The organism is Prevotella sp. ne3005, from assembly GCF_900110085.1.
In the GTDB taxonomy this organism is placed as follows: Bacteria; Bacteroidota; Bacteroidia; order Bacteroidales; family Bacteroidaceae; genus Prevotella.
In genome coordinates this window covers 367651-389628 of sequence record NZ_FOCK01000004.1, presented here as the reverse complement: position 1 = coordinate 389628, position 21978 = coordinate 367651, and the positions used below count along the sequence as shown (strand labels likewise).

Annotated in this window: 12 protein-coding genes; 4 read left to right on the top strand and 8 right to left on the bottom strand. The window is 49.0% G+C overall.

Annotated features, from left to right (window positions below; all coding sequences use genetic code 11):
• The 4 genes from BMY16_RS08005 to BMY16_RS07990 form a co-directional block, all read right to left on the bottom strand.
• On the bottom strand, positions 1-508 hold a 508-nt coding region (locus BMY16_RS08005; RefSeq protein WP_139207169.1), incomplete at its 3' end, for a RagB/SusD family nutrient uptake outer membrane protein.
• A gap of 34 nt (positions 509-542) precedes the next feature.
• Positions 543-3578 (bottom strand): SusC/RagA family TonB-linked outer membrane protein, encoded by a 3036-nt coding sequence (locus BMY16_RS08000; RefSeq protein ID WP_091841478.1) that lies wholly within the window; start codon positions 3576-3578, stop codon positions 543-545.
• Positions 3579-3767: 189 nt separating this feature from the next.
• Positions 3768-7631: a hybrid sensor histidine kinase/response regulator transcription factor gene (locus BMY16_RS07995; protein ID WP_091841476.1), complete on the bottom strand. Its 3864-nt coding sequence runs from the start codon at positions 7629-7631 to the stop codon at positions 3768-3770.
• 74 nt (positions 7632-7705) lie between these two features.
• Positions 7706-9970 (bottom strand): glycosyl hydrolase 115 family protein, encoded by a 2265-nt coding sequence (locus tag BMY16_RS07990; RefSeq protein ID WP_091841475.1) that lies wholly within the window; start codon positions 9968-9970, stop codon positions 7706-7708.
• 307 nt (positions 9971-10277) lie between these two features.
• On the opposite strand from BMY16_RS07990, the gene BMY16_RS07985 reads away from it, so the two are divergent.
• Positions 10278-11870 (top strand): glycosyl hydrolase, encoded by a 1593-nt coding sequence (locus BMY16_RS07985; RefSeq protein WP_091841473.1) that lies wholly within the window; start codon positions 10278-10280, stop codon positions 11868-11870.
• 39 nt (positions 11871-11909) lie between these two features.
• On the opposite strand, the gene bglX is transcribed toward BMY16_RS07985, so the two are convergent.
• Positions 11910-14165: a beta-glucosidase BglX gene (bglX, locus tag BMY16_RS07980; protein WP_244512980.1), complete on the bottom strand. Its 2256-nt coding sequence runs from the start codon at positions 14163-14165 to the stop codon at positions 11910-11912.
• Between the two features lie 150 nt (positions 14166-14315).
• Here bglX and BMY16_RS07975 point away from each other — a divergent pair, with 150 nt between their 5' ends.
• The 3 genes from BMY16_RS07975 to BMY16_RS07965 all read left to right on the top strand — a co-directional run bounded on the left by BMY16_RS07975 (position 14316) and on the right by BMY16_RS07965 (position 18092).
• Complete coding sequence (locus BMY16_RS07975; protein ID WP_091841472.1) at positions 14316-15200, top strand: AraC family transcriptional regulator; 885 nt, start codon at positions 14316-14318, stop codon at positions 15198-15200.
• A gap of 13 nt (positions 15201-15213) precedes the next feature.
• The gene (locus BMY16_RS07970) at positions 15214-16608 is read left to right on the top strand and encodes a DUF6057 family protein (protein WP_091841471.1); all 1395 of its coding nucleotides are present in this window, start codon (positions 15214-15216) and stop codon (positions 16606-16608) included.
• A gap of 77 nt (positions 16609-16685) precedes the next feature.
• Positions 16686-18092, top strand: coding sequence for a TolB family protein (locus BMY16_RS07965; protein WP_091841469.1), 1407 nt, complete (start codon positions 16686-16688; stop codon positions 18090-18092).
• Between the two features lie 6 nt (positions 18093-18098).
• Here BMY16_RS07965 and BMY16_RS07960 read toward each other — a convergent pair whose 3' ends face one another.
• Genes BMY16_RS07960 through BMY16_RS07950 form a run of 3 tightly spaced genes read right to left on the bottom strand, consistent with a single transcriptional unit; the run spans position 18099 to position 21970 of the window.
• Entirely contained in the window at positions 18099-19559 is a 1461-nt protein-coding gene (locus BMY16_RS07960; protein ID WP_091841514.1) for a TolB family protein, read from the bottom strand.
• A 54-nt stretch (positions 19560-19613) separates the two neighbouring features.
• Entirely contained in the window at positions 19614-21314 is a 1701-nt protein-coding gene (locus BMY16_RS07955; protein WP_091841468.1) for a DUF6057 family protein, read from the bottom strand.
• The gene (locus tag BMY16_RS07950) at positions 21311-21970 is read right to left on the bottom strand and encodes a DUF4369 domain-containing protein (RefSeq protein WP_091841466.1); all 660 of its coding nucleotides are present in this window, start codon (positions 21968-21970) and stop codon (positions 21311-21313) included. The genes BMY16_RS07955 and BMY16_RS07950 overlap by 4 nt, the downstream gene beginning before the upstream one ends.
• Between the last annotated feature and the right edge of the window lie 8 nt (positions 21971-21978).

Here is a 21978-nt window from a genome sequence, read left to right as displayed (position 1 = left end):
TCAGTTCACCAGCACCCAGGTCGAGGGGAACACCACCATAGGTCTGTACCAGGATGAAATAGTCAAACCCGCGGAAGAAGTAAGCCTCAGCCAGCAAAGCAGGATCAATACCTGCAGTCTCACCATTCTCAATCACACCACTACAGGTGTTAATGTTTGCAAACAGTGTGCCCCAGGCACCACCAGCAACAGAACTCGTAGGTGTTAGAGAACCGACGCCTGAGAGATCGGCATCCTTGAAGTTACCGTCGGCAGACTGCGCATAGGTATACTCGTCGGTACCTGTCTCCAATGAGTTCAGGTAGTAACCATTGCCATAGAAATAGCGCAGATGAGCATAGAGTGAGGTCAGACCACCCTCAATACCCGCTTTCGTATTGAAATATGTCGGATCGAACTGGCTACGGGGCTGCTCGTCAAGCACATCACCGCAAGAGCTGAACGTCGTGGTTAGACCACAGCAAACTAAACCTGCAGCGAGGATGTATTTAAAATTCTTTGTTTTCATAAATTTACCTTTTTACTGTTTTACCTTTTTACCTTTAGAAAGTTACGTTAAGACCGAAGATAAAGTTGCGGGTAGCAGGTGTGTTATAACCTACGATTGGCATCTTGTGCTTGCCTGTATAACCATCAACTGCCACAGCCGTGTTTTGGTTTGCCCAAGAGTTGGTCTCAGGATCAAGTCCGCTCTCATTATTGTACGGAGAGAAGAGCACGAACGGGTTCTGAACCGTTGCATAAAGGCGCAGGCGGCTGATACCGAGATTCTTGACGGCCTTCAGGCTGTCGAAGTTGTAACCAAGGGTAATGGCACGGAACTTCAGATAACCAGCATTGAAATAACCGAGGGTAGAACCGTACTTGGGGTTATCACCGTTCTGGATACCACCGGGTTTCGGATACTTGGCACCAGTGTTCTGCTCAGTCCAGTAGTCTACATCCATATTATTGACACGGCTTGTTAGCTGGTTCAGATAACCACTAGAAGAGTGTAGAGCAGAAATCAGCTTACCACCAATCTGGAAAGCACCGATAACGGTCAGGTCGAAGCCCTTGTAACCAACAGTTGTATTGAAACCACCAATCAGGTCAGGCTCCATGCTTATGATCTGACGGTCCTCAGGACCAATCTGACGAGTGGGCAGGCCATTGGCATCGTAGTCGCCAGTGTACTTAACTTTAATCATACCAATGTTACCACCCGGCTCAAGGATGTTTAGGGCAGCCTCTTCGCCAGCTTGATATAGACCTACATACTCATAGTCGTAAATCACGTCGATAGGATGGCCAACGAACCAACGGTTAGCCTCATCCTCTTTACGACCTGATTCCAAGGCTACCAGTTTGTTACGATTCTGGTAGAGGTTGATGCCAGCTTCCCAATTCCATCCGTTTTTGTTGTCAATGATGATACCATTCAGAGTGAACTCCCAACCCTTGTTCTCTGTCTTACCGATGTTACCTGTATAGCTGCTTACACCAGAGGTAGAAGGCAGCGTCACGTCAAGCAGGATGTCGTTGGTCTTCTGAATATAGTACTCGAATGATCCAGACAGGCGACCATTGAACAGAGAGAAGTCGAGACCGAAGTTCCAGGTCTTGGAATACTCCCAGCCGAGTTCGGGGTTAGGCAGTGAGTTTACATAGTAACCAGCATTATAGTTGGTGCCGTTGCCGAAGTTATAGTTGCGGATTGCCAAGCCACCGAGTGTCGAATAGGGGTTGATACTCTGGTTAGAGGTCTCACCGTAACCAACACGCAGCTTCAGGTTGTCAATCCAAGTCAGATTCTCCATGAAGCTCTCACGGGCGATGTTCCAACCTGCACTGACAGCGGGATAAGTATGCCACTTGTGACCTTCTGCCAGACGTGAAGAAGCATCTGAACGGACAGCTACTGAAAGCATATACTTATTATCATAAGAATACATGGCACGCCCCATCCAGGAGATCAGACCACTCTGCCAGTAGTTATAGCCAGTGAGGTTTGACTGACCTGTGGCCTTGTCGAGTGCATAGTACTGGAAGTAGTCGGCAGGAATACCCTGTGCAGAACCACCACTCTGCTCGTATGTAGTCTGTTCGGCAGAGTACATGGCAACCAGGTTGAGATTATGTTTGCCAAATGCGTGATCATAGGTGAGCAGGTTCTCAACAGCCCAGTTACGGGTTTGGTTCTCATATACAGAGCCGCTGTTCACAGCATTGGCATCCTTGTTGTTCACGCCGGTACCAGTGAAACCACCCTGCTTAGAAGAACGGAAGTTCAGACCGATGTTGATGCGGTAGCTCAGACCCTCAACCCATGGGCACTTCACCTCCCCGAACAAGGTATTATAAGAACCAATACCCTTGTTCTCACTCAACCATACGTCCTTGTCGCGTTCAACAGTCTCCTTGGTTACTACAGGTTTATCATCTGCAGGCATGGCTATATAGCGTTTTATGTTGCCGTTCTCATCGTATGGGCTAGCCAACGGGCTCATTGTCAGCACTGCATGCATATCACTCACGCCCTGCTTTTTACGATAGCTGTTGTTAGTGCTCAGTCCGAAGCGGAACCACTTGCCAACCTGCTGATCGAAGTTACCACGAACAGACACACGGTCGTAACCCTCGGTAGGAACAACAGACTCATCGTGATAGTAACCTGCACCGAAGCTGTAGCTACCGCCATTGGTACCACCGGCAACACTCACATCGTGGTTGTGGCTCACACCTGTCTTATAATACAGATCCTGCCAGTCGGTATTGGTATTGTCGCTCTCGTCGAGTGAGTTCTGGTATTTACCTACGTACTGACGGAACTTAGAGTACGTTGGTCCATCCATCATGGGATACTTCTTGAAAATCTTCTTGAAGCTGACATAGCCGTTATAGGTCACCTTGGCAGGAGTACCCTGGCTACCCTTAACAGTTGTGATGATAATCACACCATTGGCACCACGAGAACCGTAAATGGCGGTGGCAGAGGCATCCTTCAGAATATCCATCGACTTGATGTCGGCAGGGTTGATATCAGAAAGCTGTCCCATGAAGGGGATACCATCGAGCACGATCAGCGGATCGTTAGAAGCACTCAGTGAACGCTGACCACGGATACGGATCTGCATCTCATCACCAGGCTTGGTAGAAGTCTGTGTCATCATCACACCGGCTACACGACCCTGCAGAGCCTGGGCGGCGTTGGTAGCTGCAATCTGGTTCAGCTTCTCACCACCGATGTTGGCAACAGAACCGGTAACGGCCTCACGGCGCTGGGTACCGTAACCGATAACCACCACCTCGTTCACCACGTGTCCGTCTTCTTTAAGGTTCACACGCACGTTGTCGCCGGCCTTGATCTCCTGAGATACATAGCCTACATAAGAGATGACGAGCGTAGCGCCCGGCTTCACATTAAGAGAGAAGTTACCGTCGAAGTCGGTAACAGTACCGTTGTTGGTACCCTTCTCCATGACCGTGGCACCAATCAGCGGACCCTGAGAGTCTGAAACCTGACCAGTTGCCTGTTTCATTTGCTGAACGGAAGCTACTGATTCGGTAGCTGCCGAAGCCTTCTGTACGGTGATCATGCCCAAGCAGCATAATCCGATACACATAGTTGTTTTTTTAAGATAAATACTTTTCATTTTACATCCAATTAAATGATTGTTAGTAATGAATATTTCGGATGCAAAATTACGATAATCAAAAGAATGGGCTTTTCAAAATTGAACCATTTGCTTTTCTTTTTGATTTACATATAAAAAAGCGTGGATCATCTATTGTCCACGCTCTATTTTCGCAATATATTCAGTAGGTGTAACACCAAAATGTTTTTTGAAAACAGTAGAGAAATGAGCCAGATTACTAAATCCTACCGAATAGGCTACCTGGGATACATTGATCTTTTGTTCCTTTAATAGTCTGGCAGCCTGTTCAAGGCGTATATTACGTATAAACTCCGCTACGTTCAGGCCTGTCTGCTCTTTCATCTTGCGTTGTAGATGCGATCGGCTCAGACCTACCTCCTTCGCTAAGTCATCAACACCAAACTCGTTTTCATCCAGATTTCTGCTGATGGCTTTCATGATTCGATCCATCAAGACTTCATTGTTACTCTTTATTTCTTTGGTTTCCAATCGTCCGTTCTGTTGTTGTACACCCGAGAACTTACCTTTCAGCCTGAGTACGTTGCTTATCAGACTATTCACAAGGACATGTAGTTCCTGTATATTGAATGGTTTTGCCATAAAAGCATCGGCACCACGCTCTAGTCCTTCCATACGATTGGCAATATCAGCTTTAGAGGTAAGAAGTATAACGGGGATATGATTCAATTCCGGGTTCTTTTTTATCAGTCGCAATAAGCTGAAGCCATCCATTTCCGGCATCATGACATCTGAGATCACCAGGTGATAATTACTGTTTAATAAGATTCTTATAGCGTCACGACCGTTATGACAAGTGTCAATATGATAATAATGCCCTAACTCATTTTTTATAAACAGGCACAATTCTTCATCATCGTCGACAAAGAGCAATCGGTACGGGCTGTTGGGTCTTTCTGTAGCAACTGGCGCCTTATGCTTCTGTAGCAGCTCCTCGGGTTGCAAATGCTCTTTACCCATAGGGATAAGTACCACGAATTCGCTTCCCCGCCCATCTTTACCAGACAGAGCTTCTATCTGTCCATGATGCAGTTCTACTATCATCTTGCACAAGTTCAGACCGATTCCTGTACCAGTAATATGTGATGAACTTGTCTGACTACTCTGATAGAAACGCTCAAATATACGTTTACGATCTTCTTCTTTTATACCTATGCCATCATCACTTACACACAGCCGTACATGGCCATCGGAAGTGGTATTTAATGATACCTCAATATGGCCACCATCAAACGTGTATTTGAATGCATTGGAGATGAGATTGCTTACAACCTTATCAAATTGGGTGTGGTCAATCCATGCCATTACGGGAGTCTCAGGGCTTTTGAACGTGTATGTGATAGTCCGTTCGGTGGCATTATAGCTGTACATCTTGAATATACCATTCACATACTCCGTCAGGTTTGTCTGCTGAAAAGAGAGATGCATCTGCTGCTTATCTATTTTCCTCACGTCAAGAATCTGGTTTACCAGTCCTAATATTCTTTGAGTGTTGTGCTCAATTAGTCCCAATTCCTCTTTATCCTCAGGCGAGGTGTGGCGTAATTTAAGTTTTGCCAGCGGCGACATAATCAGTGTCAGCGGCGACCGGATATCATGTGTGGCATTGATCAGGAACTTCATTTTCTCCTCGTCCAGTTGTCTCCGCTTGTCACGCAAATATATATATATAAGGTAGATCGTGATGGCTGATGCCATCATAATATATAGCAGATATGCCCAAGTTGACTTGTACCAAGGAGTTGTGACGACAAATGTATATTTACTCACTGGCGAATAGATACCATTTACCATAGCCCTAACCTCAAGATGATAAGTTCCCGAGGCCATGTGATTAAAACTAATACTATTATCGCCGGTATTCAAAGCTGTCCAGTCGCTATTATTCAAACGATACTCAAAGGTTGTATTATCTGCCTCAGCAAAATTCAACAATGAGAATTCCAGAACGAAAGAGTTTGTCTGATAGGGTATGACGAATGAAAACTGCCCCTGGCCTGGCGTGTTCTTTCCTGCTATTACAAACGATGTCAAATGTACACTGCCTACAGCCTCACGACGTGTTTTCACTTGCTGGGGATTGAAAGCTGTAATACCATCGGCCGTTCCAAAGTATATCATATCCTGCGATGTGTGCAGTCCTGCTCCCACCACATATTCGCGGCTGCCAAGCCCGTTGCCTTTTATATATCCTATCCAAGTCTTCTGTTCTTTCTCATACTGCCATATTCCCATTGATGTGCTGCACCATATATCGCCGTCATTATCAGTCACAATGTAACTAATCACTTTGTTATTCAACAATTGCGAATTCGGAAAGGATTCTGCTTTCTTTTCTTGGCGCTTATATATGTATAGTCCATGGTCTGTGCCAATCAGTATATCGCCATTAGGTTGTTCGCATAGCGAATAGCACATCATGCCGTCTAACAGATTCCTCCACCCCAGAGAGTTGAAACTGTCACTTTGCGGATCAAAACACGATACACCTGTAGCGGTTGCAATCCACAACAATCCGTTACGGTCGGACAACATCATGTGAATCCAGTTATTGCATAGTTCTCCCTTTACTTCATCGGTCGTTGTTGAATTGTAGTTTTTCCATTGGTTTGTTTGGATATTATACCTGCAAAAACCACGGGCAAATGTTGAGATATAAATATTCCCATTCCCATCATCTGTCAGATGATTAAATTTGTCACATTCGAATTCAGATATCAGTTTGTATTTGCCAGTCAACGGGTCATACCGATATAATCCATCGTCTGTTCCCACCCAATACATCCCGGTTCTGTCTCTATGGATAAACTCTACGGCAGCTGGAGCTGTGTGATGAGCTACTATTTTGCCATTAACATCAAAACCATATATACCATTGCCTTGCACAGAACACCATGTTACACCGTTATCACCCTGACAAATGGCTGTTACAGGTGTGCCCAAACCAATCTTTTGAGCAGAAAAGCTCCAGTTGTTAAAGTCTGATTTGCCGCCCTGCAACATTAACAGGCCTTTCTGCTGACAACCTATCCAAAGATTCGAATGATTATCATCAAAGATACTCCATACTTTTGTATTATTCAGGTTGACTTCTGGATTTGAGCATTCCACTCTTCTTACTTCGTTTGTTTTTTCTGACAACACAAAGAGCCCGTGTCCCCTAGTGCCAAGATAGATATTGCCTTTTTTATCTTTATGCATCGTGCGGAATACGGCATCATGCTGATTTGAAACTTCCACCTCTAACGGATATGTCTTCAACTCTCCATTTTCGTAAACGAGCATTCCATGCAGGCACAATATCAGCACCTCGCCATTCTTTTCAGCAAAAGACATTGGTGTGCCCAGGGGAGATTTAAACCTATGGGCATTACTGCCTGAGAAAAGTTTATTAAACGTGATACCATTCACTGCATCGCACTTCCATAGATTCCCCTGACTATCTTCGAATAACGAAGAATAAAATTCATCGTCATCAGCCGATGTGTAATTCTGTACTCGCAACAATTCCTGTTTTTCCTCGTCTGCCTGATATAGTCCATAACCGGCTGTTCCAACTAGTAATCGACCACTCGCAAGCCTTAATATCTTTGAAACACGAGGCTGTAATCCATCAGGGAACTTGAAATGGACAAAAGTATTTGTATCTGAATTATATAAGTCGAGACCTTTAGCTGTTCCTACCCATATACTCCCTGTGTCTTCGCACAACAATGTAGAGACAAGATTATAACCCAAAGAGGCTGGGTTCTCTGGGTCATTCAAATAACAAGTAAAGCGGTAGCCATCGTATCTGTTAAGACCATATTCTGTTCCAATCCATAGATATCCTTCTGAATCCTGTGCGATACATGCAGATGAAATCATAGTGCTTGACAAGTGGTCTGAAGAGAAGAACCTGCTCGTCTGACAATATACGCATGGCGCATAAAGGTAGAATAATAGTGCTAAACCTATTTTTAAAAAACACTTCATATAACATTTTTGCTGCAAATATACAACAATATCCTGAAAGTTGTTTTTCTATTTGACCCATTTTTTTTCCTTTTTCATCCATTATTCCCTCTGAGGAGAAAGAACAAATCAAACACAATGTGATTGTCGAGGGCACGGATGGTCAGGGTGTGACTCCCTTTTGAGAGATGAGCCTTCGTGTCACGCACGGCTTGGCCATTAAGGACATTCTCTTTCCAGCGCTCCGAGCGGAATGGTTCTTTCAGACTGTAGACTGTGGGCTCCTGGCCGTCGATGCCGACGCTGAAACGCAGGTCGCCATTGTCATTGGGCTGTGTGGGAATCAGGGCGGTACGGATGACATAATCGTCCTCTTCCTCCACATCAAACCGATAGGTCAGCACACCGTTCTTTTGCAATGATACGGCCTTCATCGAACGTCCTAACATCTGGATGGTGCGTGAGTTTCCAGTGACTTCCGCATAATCACAAGCATGAATGGTATTGACTCTGTTTGCAGGTATTCCCGTCAAATGGCCGTGTACATTTTCATATACTGGCAATTTGCGTGGAGCCGCATCCATCAGCCCTCGCCATTTGCCACCACACAATTCGTTGTATTGCCTGGTCAGCAATTGTATCTCCTCGTAGGCTTGATGACTCTTTATAGAATCACAGAGAATCTTGCGGTTCATGGCAGCGGCAGCGGAAACAGGATATTCGATGGCAGCAAAGAACGCGTCTTGTAACTCCTGACGAATCAATGAACGACTTTCTGAAACCGTTGTCTTGATGCGCTCAAAATCAGCTATACGGGTAGCTGCCTCCTGGGGCGTCAGAGGTATGTCCGATACTGGCGACAGGCCACGTGGATACACCTTCTTATCCAACTCCACTTGTGTCCACCCCATGAATTCCGGACGACGTATACCGCAAAGTCTGTAGAACTCGTGCATGACGGGGAAAAGCCGTTCGCCAGCCTCCTTACCGAACTGACGACAGAGCCATGCCCTATAATGATCGTTGATGGTCTCACCACTCACACAGTCGATGTTCCATGCCATATCGAGGAAAAGCTCCAAGTCATAACCTGCCACCTTGGGGTCATGGACGTTGGCTATCCATAATTTCCGGCAGTTGTGGTCGTAGGCCTCTCGCATCTCGTTGTAGATAAGACCAGGCTGGGTAGTTGTCAGCCACAGATAGTCGTGCGGACGTCCCCAGTATGACAGGTGATAATAGACTCCCGCCCCACCCTTTCGCAGCTGCTCTTGAGTATCGGAGAGGCGCGTCATATAGCCATAGTTATCATCACACCACATCAGTGTCACATAGTCAGGCACCTGAAGCCCTTTCTCGTAGAGCTGCAGCACCTCCTTATAAGGCACGAACACCTGCATCTGCTTGGCAGGATCACCGATATGCTTTCGAAGCAAATCCTGCTGGTCGTTGATGACCTGCTGCAAAGCGTCAAACTTCTCCTGTTCCGTATGATAACCCTCCATCGAACTGTCGTGGATGCCTCGCATCCCAATGGTAAACATGTTATCCTTCGACTTCCTGACCTCCTGCAGACGCTCTATCCAATATTTCTGAACGGCCTCGCGGTTAGTTCGGTAGTTAAAGGCGCCACGCTCCTTCGTATTCCACTCGCCAACATTATTCCTAAGAAGTGGCTCACAATGAGAGGTGCCAACCACAATACCGCACGAATCGGCCATCGCCTTGGCTCCAGGAATCTTGAAGAAGGCAACTGTTCCTTCATGCATCGCTGGCCAGACAGCATTGGCTCTCAGCCTCAACAGGAGCTGGAATATCTTCTTATAGGTCTTGGGGCCTATATGTCCGAAGGGTGCAGGCTCAAATGTGGTGTAGCTCCAGTGGCGCAGGCTCCAGTCTTCATCATTCAGGAAGATGCCACGATAGGCCACACTGGGCTGTTGCTCGGTCTTGAAATCCGCATCTATCACCAGCCGGTCCCTCTTCTCTGGCACCAGGTCACCCCACCATACCCAGGGCGACACGCCCGCCATCCGTGAGAGCTCCAACAGTCCGTAGGCCATACCCCGGCCATTATAGCCCTCCACAATGATCTGTTCACCTTTTATATATATACGGAAACCGTCGTCGGCACCCTTGCCCTGAACGACCTTGATCCTTGGCTTTGCTGAGGCCACAGGCTCCATACCCGTCACCTGACGTATGTCGCCCTTCCACATCTCAAGAGCAGTCTTCACAACAGGCTCCACACGCTTGGGTACACTATAGGTGACAGGCGTCTTTCCATCGAACCACACCACTTGAGCTTTCGCCATCAGCGATAGCAGCAATAACGTCAGAATCCAGGTTGTCTTTCTCATACTTTCAGTAGCGGTTTGTTATTTGCCTGCAAATATACAACAATATTTAGACAAAGAACTTAGTATTTTGGCAAAACAACCATAATCTTTGACCTTTGGACAATCTTCTAACTATTTGAACAAGTTACCTTTGAGAACAGGCTGTTCCGAGGCACATGATGGACTATGCAGATTTTTGCAAATGATATGACTATTCTGCCCGTTTAACGTTTTTTAAAAGATCAGGAAACCTGCAGTTGCGCCTTTCTTCATATCTTTGCAGCAAATTCTGACAACTACAATCGAATTATAAACAATTTTAAACAAGATGAGAAAAACTACGCTTTTACTGATGCTGTCTGTATGCGGACTGATCTCTGCCTCAGCACAGACTGCAGCCAAGATGGAAGCCGAAAGTGCTACCTACGAGAATTGCAAACTCGTCGAAGATGGGAAGTATTCAGGCGGTAAGGCACTCGAACTCACAGAGGCCAATGCCAAAATTACCTTTACCTACACAGCTGCCGAAAGCGGCAAGTACACCATCACCGTTGGCTACGACGGACTGTATGGCGACAAGGTGGTCAATCTGTCTGTCAATGGCAACGCTGCCACCTTCAACACGACGGAGAAAGGTCCAAGCGAGGCCGTTGTCGGCCCCTACCTTATGAATAAGGGCGATAATAAGATTGAGATTACACCCAACTGGACTTGGTTCCGCATCGACTACGTCACCGTAGCCCACAGTGAGAGTGCCGTGCAGTTCGACATCGCCCAGACACCTGTTGACGCCAAGGCCTCCGACGCAGCCAAGAACGTCTATGCCTTCCTCTACGACAACTTCGGCAAGAAGACCATCTCTGGCATCATGACCGGCGACATGGAGACGGCCAACGGCGACGTCACCAAGCATGCCGATGTGCAGGCCGTCTGGCTGGCTTCCGGCAAATATCCGGCACTCGTAGGCTTCGACTTCATGAATGCTACAGGCATCAACGAGACGGATGCCTGGTTTAAAGACTACACCGATAAGAGCATCGCCCTTGCCAAAGACCTCTACCATCGTGGCGGACTGCCTGCCTTCACTTGGCACTGGCGCGACCCCAGCCGCAAGACGGGAGAGTTCTATGTCACCGTCGACGGTAAGCCTGCATGCACCATGAAGATCTCCGACGCCATGAACGCCGACGGCACTTGGAATACCTCGTCAGCACTCTATAAGAACATCGTCAAGGACATCCATACCATCGCCGATTACTTCCTTGAATTGCAGAGCGCTGGCATGGCCTGCATCTTCCGTCCGCTCCATGAGGCCAGCGGGGGCTGGTTCTGGTGGGGAACAGACGGCGGTGCCAACTACGCCAAGCTCTATCAGCTGATTGTCGACGAGATGACCAGTGTGAAGGGTGTCCACAACGTCATCTGGGTATGGAACCCATGCACCGTAGACGATGCCGACTGGAATCCTGGCGAAGCCTATTACGATGTCGTCGCCATAGACATCTATAATAACGCCTTCGACTACTCCAGCAACTATGTCGCCTTCGACAAGCTCAAGAACCTCACCGCCGGCAAGAAGATCATTACCCTCTCAGAGAACGGGCCCATCCCCGACATCGACAAGGAGTTTGCCGAAGAAGCCGTCTGGTCGTGGTGGATGCCCTGGTATCAGACGTGGGGAGGCAACTTCGTCGACAAGACCAGCCACGACGAGTGGACCAAGTGTATGAACGACGATCGTGTCATCACCCTCGAAGACCTCTCGGCAGGCTGGCCCACCGCCATCCAATCCCCCTCAATGGTAAATGGCCAATGGCCCATGGTCAATGATTCCATCTACGACCTCCAAGGCCGTCGCCTTGCAAAGATTCCCGCTAAGGGGCTCTACATCCAGAACGGCAAAAAGCAACTGGCAAAATAGGTATATATCACCACACGCTCTACGATTCTTTACAGATAATCAAGACCCCGCGGAAAAGGCGAGGACAGATACTCTTTTCTTCTTGACGTCACGGCTATTGGGACCTATCATTATATCAAAGTCGCCCGGTTCGATGACGTCATTAAGATGATAATCATAGAATTTCAAAAGGTCAGAAGTGATCTTGAAGGTAACAGTCCGAGACTCACCAGCATTCAGATGAATACGCTGAAAGCCCTTTAACTCCTTAACAGGACGGCTGATAGAGCCTACAACATCGCGAATATAAAGTTGCACCACTTCGTCAGCATCGTAGTGACCCGTATTCTTTATCGTTACAGAGGCGGTGATGGTTCCATCAATCTTCATCTGATCACTGCTTAGCGTTACATCGCTATACTGAAATGTGGTATATGAGAGACCGTAGCCGAAGGGATAGAGCGGTTCGTTACGCACATCAAGGTAGTTGCTCTGGAACTTTGCGAACTTTTGGGTGTTCTCCTCTACCGGACGACCTGTGTTCAGGTGATTATAATAGACGGGAATCTGTCCCATATTCTGAGGCATCGACATCGTGAGTTTTCCTGATGGCGACTTATCACCAAATAGCACATCACAGACAGCGTCGCCGGTTTCAGAGCCTGCAAACCATACATTAAGAATGGCCGGCACATGCTGCTGTTCCCAAGAAAGAATCGTTGGGCGCCCGGCAAAGTTGAGCAGCACGAGGGGTTTGCCCAACCTTAGCAGTTCATCCAGAAGCTCACGCTGAACATCAAACAACTCCAGATTGCTGCGACTGGAGCTCTCGCCACTCATCTCTTGCAATTCGCCCATGGCACACACAATAACATCAGCTTGACGGGCTGTTTCGAGCGCCTGCAACCTCATTTGGGCATCGTCGCCACGAGGAATGGTGCGATAGAAAGAGCCATCTGCCTGCAGCACAGAGTCACGACAGATATTACAGCCTTGAGCATAGAGCAACGTGGCCTGCCCTTGGAGTGCGCGCTGCATACCCTCTCGCAATGTAGGATACTGGTAAGTGGCAGTAGGCGCCCATGTGCCTGGGATGTTATTCTTTGTGTCGGCCAGAGGGCCAATGAGGGCAATGGTACCTTGTTTCTTGAGCGGAAGGACATTGTCGTTCTTCAGTAATACAAAAGTCTCGGCAGCCAGGTTCCGGGCTGCCTGACGATGCTCTGCAGTATAGATATCAGTAGCCCGCCGCGACTTGTCGCAATACCTATAGGGATCGGCAAAGAGCCCAAGCTTATATTTGGCTTCGAGTATACGTCGGCAAGCCTGGTCGATATCGGCCATTGTAACCTTACCTTCTTCAAGTGATTTTTCGAGCGTAGCGGTAAAGGCCTCCGAGCACATGTCCATATCGGTGCCTGCCTTCAAAGCCAATGCAGCCACCTGTTGCTGATCGCCAAGTCCATGATTGATCATCTCGTTGATGGCACCATAGTCGGTAACCACAAAGCCGTCAAACTTCCATTGCTGACGCAACATATCCGTCAACAGCCATCGGTTAGCTGTGGCAGGTACATAGTCGACCGTGTTGAACGATGACATGACACTCCCTACCCCAGCCTCAACAGCTGCCTTATAGGGTGGGAAATACTGGTTGTACATACGGATGCGACTCATGTCGACCGTATTATAATCGCGCCCTGCCTCCGATCCTCCATAAAGGGCATAATGCTTGAGACAGGCCATGATCTGATCACGACGCGAGAGATCGCCCTGATAGCCCCGCACCATAGCCTCGGCAATGCGTGAACCCAGGAACGGGTCTTCGCCAGCACCCTCAGCCACACGGCCCCAACGAGGATCAACACTGATATCAACCATCGGACTGTAAGTCCAGCATAGTCCATCGGCAGTAGCTTCCTGTGCTGCAATGCGGGCACTCTGCTCGATGGCAGGAATATCCCACGAACAGGCTTGTGCCAAAGGAATCGGGAATATCGTTTCGTAACCATGGATGACATCCATACCGAAGATAAGCGGTATGCCCAGTCGCGATTCTTCAACCGCCATTTTCTGGACTTTCAGAATGTTATCTACCCCTTTCAGATTGAGAATAGCACCCAGGCGCCCTTGACGAATCGCTTCACTAACAGAACTATTCTCCGAGATACCCGTTTGGATATCACCCGATGGCAGGAGATTCAGCTGTCCTATCTTCTCCTGAACGGTCATTTTACCCATGAGCTCACTCACGAACTCATTCATTGGCTTTAGCGGCTGCTGCGCTTTCTTTTTGTTCTTTGCGGCGACACCCATCGTAACGATGAGCGAAATCACCGTGAGTAATGCTAATCTCTTCATAACTATCATAAATTATGCTTTTAGTTCATTCGATGCTGCAAAGATACATATTTTTTCCAAAATGCTGTGCCATTTAAAGAAAAAACATTATCTTTGCACACAAAAATGGAAACAAGAGTTATACGTGAGATCACGCCATTAAGTGAGAATGACTTCATGTACGTGGCCGACCGCCACAAAAAGGAGTTTGACTATCCCATTCATATACATGATGTGTTAGAGCTGAACTTTGTGGCTAATGCAGCGGGAGCACGGCGCGTGGTAGGCGACTCAAGCGAGACAATAGACAATCTGGACTTAGTGCTTATCACAAGTCCCGATTTGGAACATGTGTGGGAGCAGCACGAATGTAAGAGTGAGGACATCCATGAGGTGACGGTGCAGTTTCGAATAAATTTCGACATGACTACATCGGTACTGAGATTCAAATGTTATAAATCCATCCTCCATATGCTGGTAAGGGCGAAGCACGGGCTCGCGTTTCCTTGCGAAGCCATCCAACTGGTGTATCACAGGCTGGTCAAGCTCTCGACGATCGAAGACGGATTCATTGCTGTGCAGGAGTTCTTCTATATACTTTACGAGCTGTCGAAATTCGACAACGCCCGCGAACTGGCCACCTCGTCGTTTGCCAAGATCGGGATAGAAAGTGAGTCGAAGCGTATCCTAAAGGTGAAGAACTACATCGACGAGCACTACAAAGAAGAGCTGGGTCTGGAGCAGTTGGCTGGTCTAGTGGGTATGACGCCTACGGCCTTCAGCCGTTACTTCAAGCAGCGTACAAGTAAGAACATCTCAGAGTATATTGTCGATATCCGCCTAGGGCATGCGGCCCGCTTACTGATAGACACCGCTGACAGCGTTAGCGAGATTTGCTGGAGAACGGGTTTCAATACGCTCTCTAACTTCAACCGCCTTTTCCGTAAGCGCAAAGGCTGCAGCCCCACGGAATTCCGCGAGAAATACCAGAAGACAAAGGTTATCATCTAAAGTGGAAGGTAAAATGTGGAATGTTAAATGGTCAATGGTGGTGGTTCTTTGGGCCGTCATCTGTTGGTGGTTCTTCCAGTTCTGCTATCCCTACCATTTCTTCTTCCAGGAGCAGAATCAGTTGTTCCTCTATTCGTGGGATTACATCTCCTCCTATTTTGAAAAGCCTGGCGGATTAGCCCGTCTGACCGGCGATTTTCTCACACAGTTCTATTATTATCTTTACGTCGGAGCTATTATCCTTGCATCCTGCCTGTTCCTAATTGGCACCTTATTTTATAAGGCTCTTAGAAACCTCAAGGTCAGCAGGGTTGTGACCCTGATACTGGCTCTGACAGTGATGACCTTCGTCGCCGTATGCCATTTCAACACAAGTTACCGCCTCTCATCTACCATCTCCTTTCTGGGCTGGACACTCCTTTTATGGCTGGTGTCGCTGATGCCCGGCTGGAAAATGCGCCTTATAACGCTTGCGCTCGCCATACTACCCTTCTGGCTGCTCTTCGCACGGCCTGAGGTCAAGAAGATTCAGAGTCCCGACTTCATCTTAGAGAAGGACTTCGCCGTGGACTGTGAGTATTACTTCGGCAACCATGACAAGGTTATCCAGATGGTGGAAGGTTCAGACGAACTGACAGACCAGATGCTGTTCTTCTATAACCTGACGCAAGCCCAGCGGGGTGAGTTGCCTGACCACCTGTTGAAGTTCACGCCAAACTATCTGGGAACATTCGAGAAAATCGGCCCTGACACCCCTATGCTCACTATCCGCAACATGAACGAGCTTTACTGGGCCTTAGGCGATATGACCTTTACGGAGCGGGCGGCCATGATGACTAACGTCTTCTCTGCTGACAACCGCAATGTGCGCATGATGCGCCGACTGGCAGAGTGTAACATCGTCAGTGGCGATACGCTGGCAGCGGAAAAGTACCTGCGCATCCTTGACAAGACATGGGTCTACAGCATATGGGCCGACAACATCCGCCAGCATGGCAGGGAAATCTATCAAAAGAAAATGCAGATGGTGAACCGTCGCGACACCATCACCATCAGCGACAATGCCCACTTCCTGATGATGCAGCTGCTGGATACCAATCCCGACAATACCATTGCCCTCGACTATATCCTCTGCAGCGACCTGCTGCTGAAGGATATCACAAACTTCAAGCGCGACTACGACCGCTATTGTATTGAGACAGGCAAGCCACGTCTGAAGCCGCTCTATCAGGAAGCCCTGTGCATCTGGTTGGCAGGTACCAACGCCCCTCAGGAGGATTGGGGAAAGTATATCCAGCGCTTAGATGTGCTGCAGCGCTTCCAGCAGTACAACGAGCAACGCGGCAACCCGGCCTTTAAGGATTCTTACTGGTATTACTTCGACAAGATGAAAGCCCCGGAAATTTAGCGGGCTGCGCCCTTAATGATAATTGATGAATGATAAAGATGGAAAAGAGATCAATAATAATCAAATGGTGTAATTGGATGATATGTTTATCATTCATCATTTATCATTTATCATTCTGCATTGCATGCAGCCATGCGCCGAAGGATGTCGTAGAGCTGGACACACTGCCCCCCATCTACCCCGACTACTGCAATGTGACCATCCCCGAGAATATCGCCCCGCTGAATTTCCTGCTCCGTGCTGACTGTGAGGCCATCGAGGTGAAGGCCGGTGAACTCGTACTCAATGCCAGCGGCAACGAGGCCGTCTTCAACATGGACGATTGGAAAACGCTGATGCAACAGTCATCTGGCAAAGAGATAGAGGTTACCATCACGGCACTCGTCAACGGCACATGGAAACAATACAAATCCTTCCGCTGGCAAGTGGTCGGCGACCGAGTAGACCCCTACCTCACTTATCGCCTCATCGAGCCCGACTACGAGATATGGAACCATGTGCAGATCCAGCAGCGCTGTGTGGAGAACTTTGAAGTAAACGCCCTCGGACACTACGAGCAACTGGAGAACCGCTGCATGAACTGCCACACATACGCCAACCAGAATCCACGGTTATCGATGATGTATGTCAGAGGCCCGGGAGGTGGTGCCATCCTGAACAGCAACAGCGAGCTACAAAAGCTCAACATTCCCGGCAGCGTCTACTTCGGCTTCAGTCCCACAGGGCGCTACATCACCTACTCCACCCAGAAGATCATCCCAGCTTTCCATAGTCTGGCTAGCAAACGGCTGGAGGTCTACGATGCCGCATCCAACGTCTTCGTGGCTGACATGCAGGAGCATCGTGTCATCTCCTCGCCCCTACTCAGCGACAGTCTGAAATTCGAGACCTTCCCCACATTCTCGCCCGACGGCAAGTACATCTACTACTGCACTGCAGACACCGTAAGCCTGCCGAGGGACATTAAGAACCTGCAATACAGCCTCGTCCGCATCCCCTTCGACGAGACTACAGGCACCATCGGCACCCAGGTCGACACGCTCTTCAGTCAGCGAAGCGTCTGCCACCCCCGCATTAGCCCTGATGGCCGATATCTCCTTTACACCGTAGCCGACTACGGCACCTTCCCCATCTGGCATCCCGAGGCCGACCTTCAGATGATGAACCTCCAGACAGGCGCCATCGACAGCCTCAGCATCGTCAACAGCGAGAAGAGCGACACCTATCACTCATGGAGCAGCAATAGTCGTTGGTTTGTCTTCGCCTCAAAACGCGACGACGGACTCTATGGCAAGCCCTACTTCTGCTATGTCGACAGTCATGGCAAGGCGCACAAACCCTTCTGCCTACCCCAACAGCATCCGACGTTCTACGACAACAACCTGAAGTCGTTCAACGCCCCCGAACTCGGCAAAGGAAAAGTCCCCTTTGACGTCTACGATGTCGCCAAGGCCATGAAACAAGAACCGATTAAATTCTATTAGGCAATACTATTTTACCTTCGTCTCGATACGCTTATCGGAACTAATCTCGAGGCCAGCCTGGTGGGCATCGAAGTCTACCTTCTGTTTGGTGAAGTCGGGGGTATTGAAGGAGTAGATGCTCTCATCATAGTACTCCTTCGGATGTCGCTGGGGCAGCAGGAAGGGTTTGGAGAAGCGCCCCTTATCATCGATGCTGGCTAAGTAAAGACGGGTATAGTAGCCATCGTCACGGCGACTGGTGAAGACAATCCAGTGGGAGTTGAGGTTCCAGTTATGATAACTGTCGGCCTTGGGACTGTTAATCTCCGTCAGCTCACGGGCCTCACCGGTCTGGAGGTCGAGCATCCATTGCTGACTCTCCTCATGCCAGACAGAGAAATAGCCATAGTCCATCAGCGTGAAGAGCAGATACCTGCCATCGTAACTGGGACGAGGCCAGGTGAGGCTCTTGCCCATCGCTACGGCATTAAAGACGGTGTCTACCTCGTTGCCAAACGCGCCTGTCTCAGGGTCGAAGCTAATCTTGCAGAGGTTATACTTCTCGTCTTTGTAATGAGTGGGATAGTCCTGCTGGAGGCAGGTCATATAATACAAGGTCTTGCCGTCGGGCGAGAAGACGGGCGAGTTCTCGCTCCAGTCCTTGGTCTGCAGCAGCGAATCGGTCAGTATCTCATGCGTGGTAGGATGATAGACAAAGACATCGCTGGAGAGGTCGAACACCTCGATGCGCTCATCGGGCACGACGTGGAATCCCTGACGCGTCTGGTTGGTGGAGAAAGCACAGTACTCCCCATTGGGATGCCAATAAGGATAGACCATCGAGCCACCAAGCAAGTCGTTTTTGGCCTTCAGCCACTCGCGCTGGCCATCGATCTGAAACATCGTAGCCCCATGGTCGCCACGCACATGAAAGACAAACTTCTGCGGATCGGTCTGATGGGCCGAGTGACAGTTGACGCACATGCCCGGCACCTGAGTATTCTCGATGATGGGGTATTCGTCGAAAGTAGAGAGGCTGCGCTGATAGAGTCCCATCTTACTGAAGGCCTCATAGCCCGGTGCGATGCGGCGGTAGGTAAGTCCCCACTCGTCGAGGCTGTATGGACTGACACTGACCACGAAGTCCTTGTACTGCTTCCATTGGCCATCGTTTAGGATGCAGACGGTAAAGGTGAGCTCTCCTCCCTTGTTCTGCTGCGTCAGCTGGTGCCAGTCATCGATGTCGAAGTAAGCGCCGTCGCCGTTGGCATGCAGTTCGCCTCCTTTCGAGCCTCGCACCACCACGTCGATGCAGTCGACATCGGCTTCGGTGCTGTTGAAATTCAACGGGGCAATCTCTGCAGGAATCGTCACCCCGACATAGTCTGGATAGATAGCCGGCAGCTGACCGACCATCGTGGGATTCTCAGGCGCATGGCTACACGCTATGCTAAATAATAAATGATAAATGATGAATGATAAACACATCATCCAATTATACCATCTGAAATTTGCAGATTTTCTTCCCATATTTATCATTTATTATTTTGCATTTAGGGCTATACCCGTTAAATAGTACCATACCGTATTCTTATACCTACTCAGCTCTGGTGAATTCTTATCTTGAGAATACATCCGCGAGAAATCATTCATCTGCTGCAGGATGAGCGGGCTGACGAGTCCCTGAGGCGGATTCTGTCGCTGCTGGAAGAAGGCAAAGGCAATGGCCTCCTGGCAATGGCGGGGGTTGTAGGCAATTCTGTTCTGTACATACTGCACATAATTCATGAAGCGCGATACGTCGCCGTCGAGCAAAGGCATCATGAGCAGATACTGCGCTGCCATCTGGTTCTGCTGGTTGTGGATGAAGAGCTGTCCGCAGATCTTATCCAGTTCGCGCTCGCTGAAGAGGAAGTCGTCATGCAGACGGTACTGGCGCAACATGCCATAGAGCGGATGGCGGTTGATGGCATTCTCGTCGCCCAGCATCGCCATCATACGCTGTGCCCAGGGACGGTAGAACACAGTCTTCTCCAGTATCTTGAGATACTTCCGGGCCACCTCGTACTGTCCGTTGATGAGGTTGGTCTCGGCGAGACGCTTCACGACACGGGCACTCTTATTATAGTTAGGTATGGCCTCCATTGCCTCGAAGGCGAAGCGCTGGGCAGTATTCACCAAGCCAAGGTTGAAATAGATCTCGCCCGTGAGCTGTGCCGTGGCGAAGTTACGCTCAAACCTCGGCAGCAGCCCCTCCGTACCACGCTGGAAGAAGTCGAAGGCACGATCGCCCAACTGATTGGTCTTCGCCAAGGCGAGGTTTGTGGCGCTGACACTCATCGGCAAATCGGGCATCTGCTTCTCTGCCTTCTTGATAATGGCGTTCCAATCGCCTACTCGCACCAGATAGTCGTACTCGATGAGGTCGTACTTCTTCTTATCGAAGCCGTATGTCTGAGGCACCAGTATAAGGATGGCAAAGACTAACGCCTCAGCATATCCTTCCCACTTCCGGGGTTGGGGCAAGCATTTCGCAAACCATGTCAGCAAGAGGGTGACGACGGGGATGGTCATCAGCATATAAGGCAACGTAGCGGGGACGCGATAGTAGCCGATGCCTAGCATCACCCTCGTCATGGGGAACGGCAGCCACTGGGCACTCAGCAGCATCAGCGTCAAGGCATAGACAACAGCAGGCATGGCTACTAGCCAAGGCATCATCACTAAAGCCACCAGCAGCACCATCGGTCCTATGAGCCAATAAAGCACGGGGATAGCGACCAATGCCACTATCAGTTTCTTCCATAGGGCAATGCCTGCACACCACCACGTCCAGACCAAGGCCACAGACAAAGCCATCACCAGTGCTACGACATAGGTCAGCATGACGTTCTCGTCGCCCATGGCATACCACAGCATCAAAGCGGGCAGGAAGCTTAGTAGATAGTGGCTCTTGACCCGCATCAGCCGCCACGTGAGCCGTTGCACCAGCATAAAGAGCAGGGCAATAATCAGGGCGCCGATGGCGGCAGCATTATAGAACTGCACCAGGAACTCAGCCACATATCTGGCCAGGCCCCCTGGTTCTGAGATACGCTCGCAGAAGTAGTCACCATCGAAGAGGAACAACTGTAACTGTTCTTGATAAGCCAACACATAGGGATAGCGGATGCTCCAGAAAAGGAACACCACCACGCCGAATGCCAGCGTCAGCAGCCCTGGAATATATTTTTCTCTATTCACTCTTCGCTCTTTACTTCCTCATGTGTGTCGGCATTCATAATTTTGACAGAGCCGTCGGGCATCTTTTTCTCATAGGTCAATGGGAACATGTCTTTCAGAAAATCATGAAGCACGCCTTCTTTCATGTTCTTTGCCAACTGACGGGTGTAATTCTTATACACCAAGTGGAAGCTGTCGGCCCGCTGCAGGATATACTTTGCCTGCACCGTATCAAACCGTCCCTGAAGGTCCTTGATATACATGCGCATCTTATAGAGTTCACGGTTATGAATCTCTGTACGCGTCTTCCACTTCTCCAGAGAGTCGTTCTGGGGTGTACCAACTGCATGGCTTACACTGTCGATGATCACCTGAACCTCACCGGGCTCACCAACCACCAACAGGGGCTGGACGCCGACGCGGAAACGGAAATCAATCAGAATCTTATACATCTGCATGACGTCGGTCTCAAAAGCAAAACGACCATTCTTAATCTCTACCGAGTCGACCGTCTCGGCAGTCTTAGAACCGGAAAAAGGCACGAGGAACACACGCTTGCCCTCAAACTGCTCGCCCTTTACGACACCCTGGATATGGCATTTCCCGTCGCTTTGCTGGCAGCTGAAGAACATCGTCGCAGCCACCACCGCCATAAAACACAATAGAATCTTTTTCATTGCTTGTC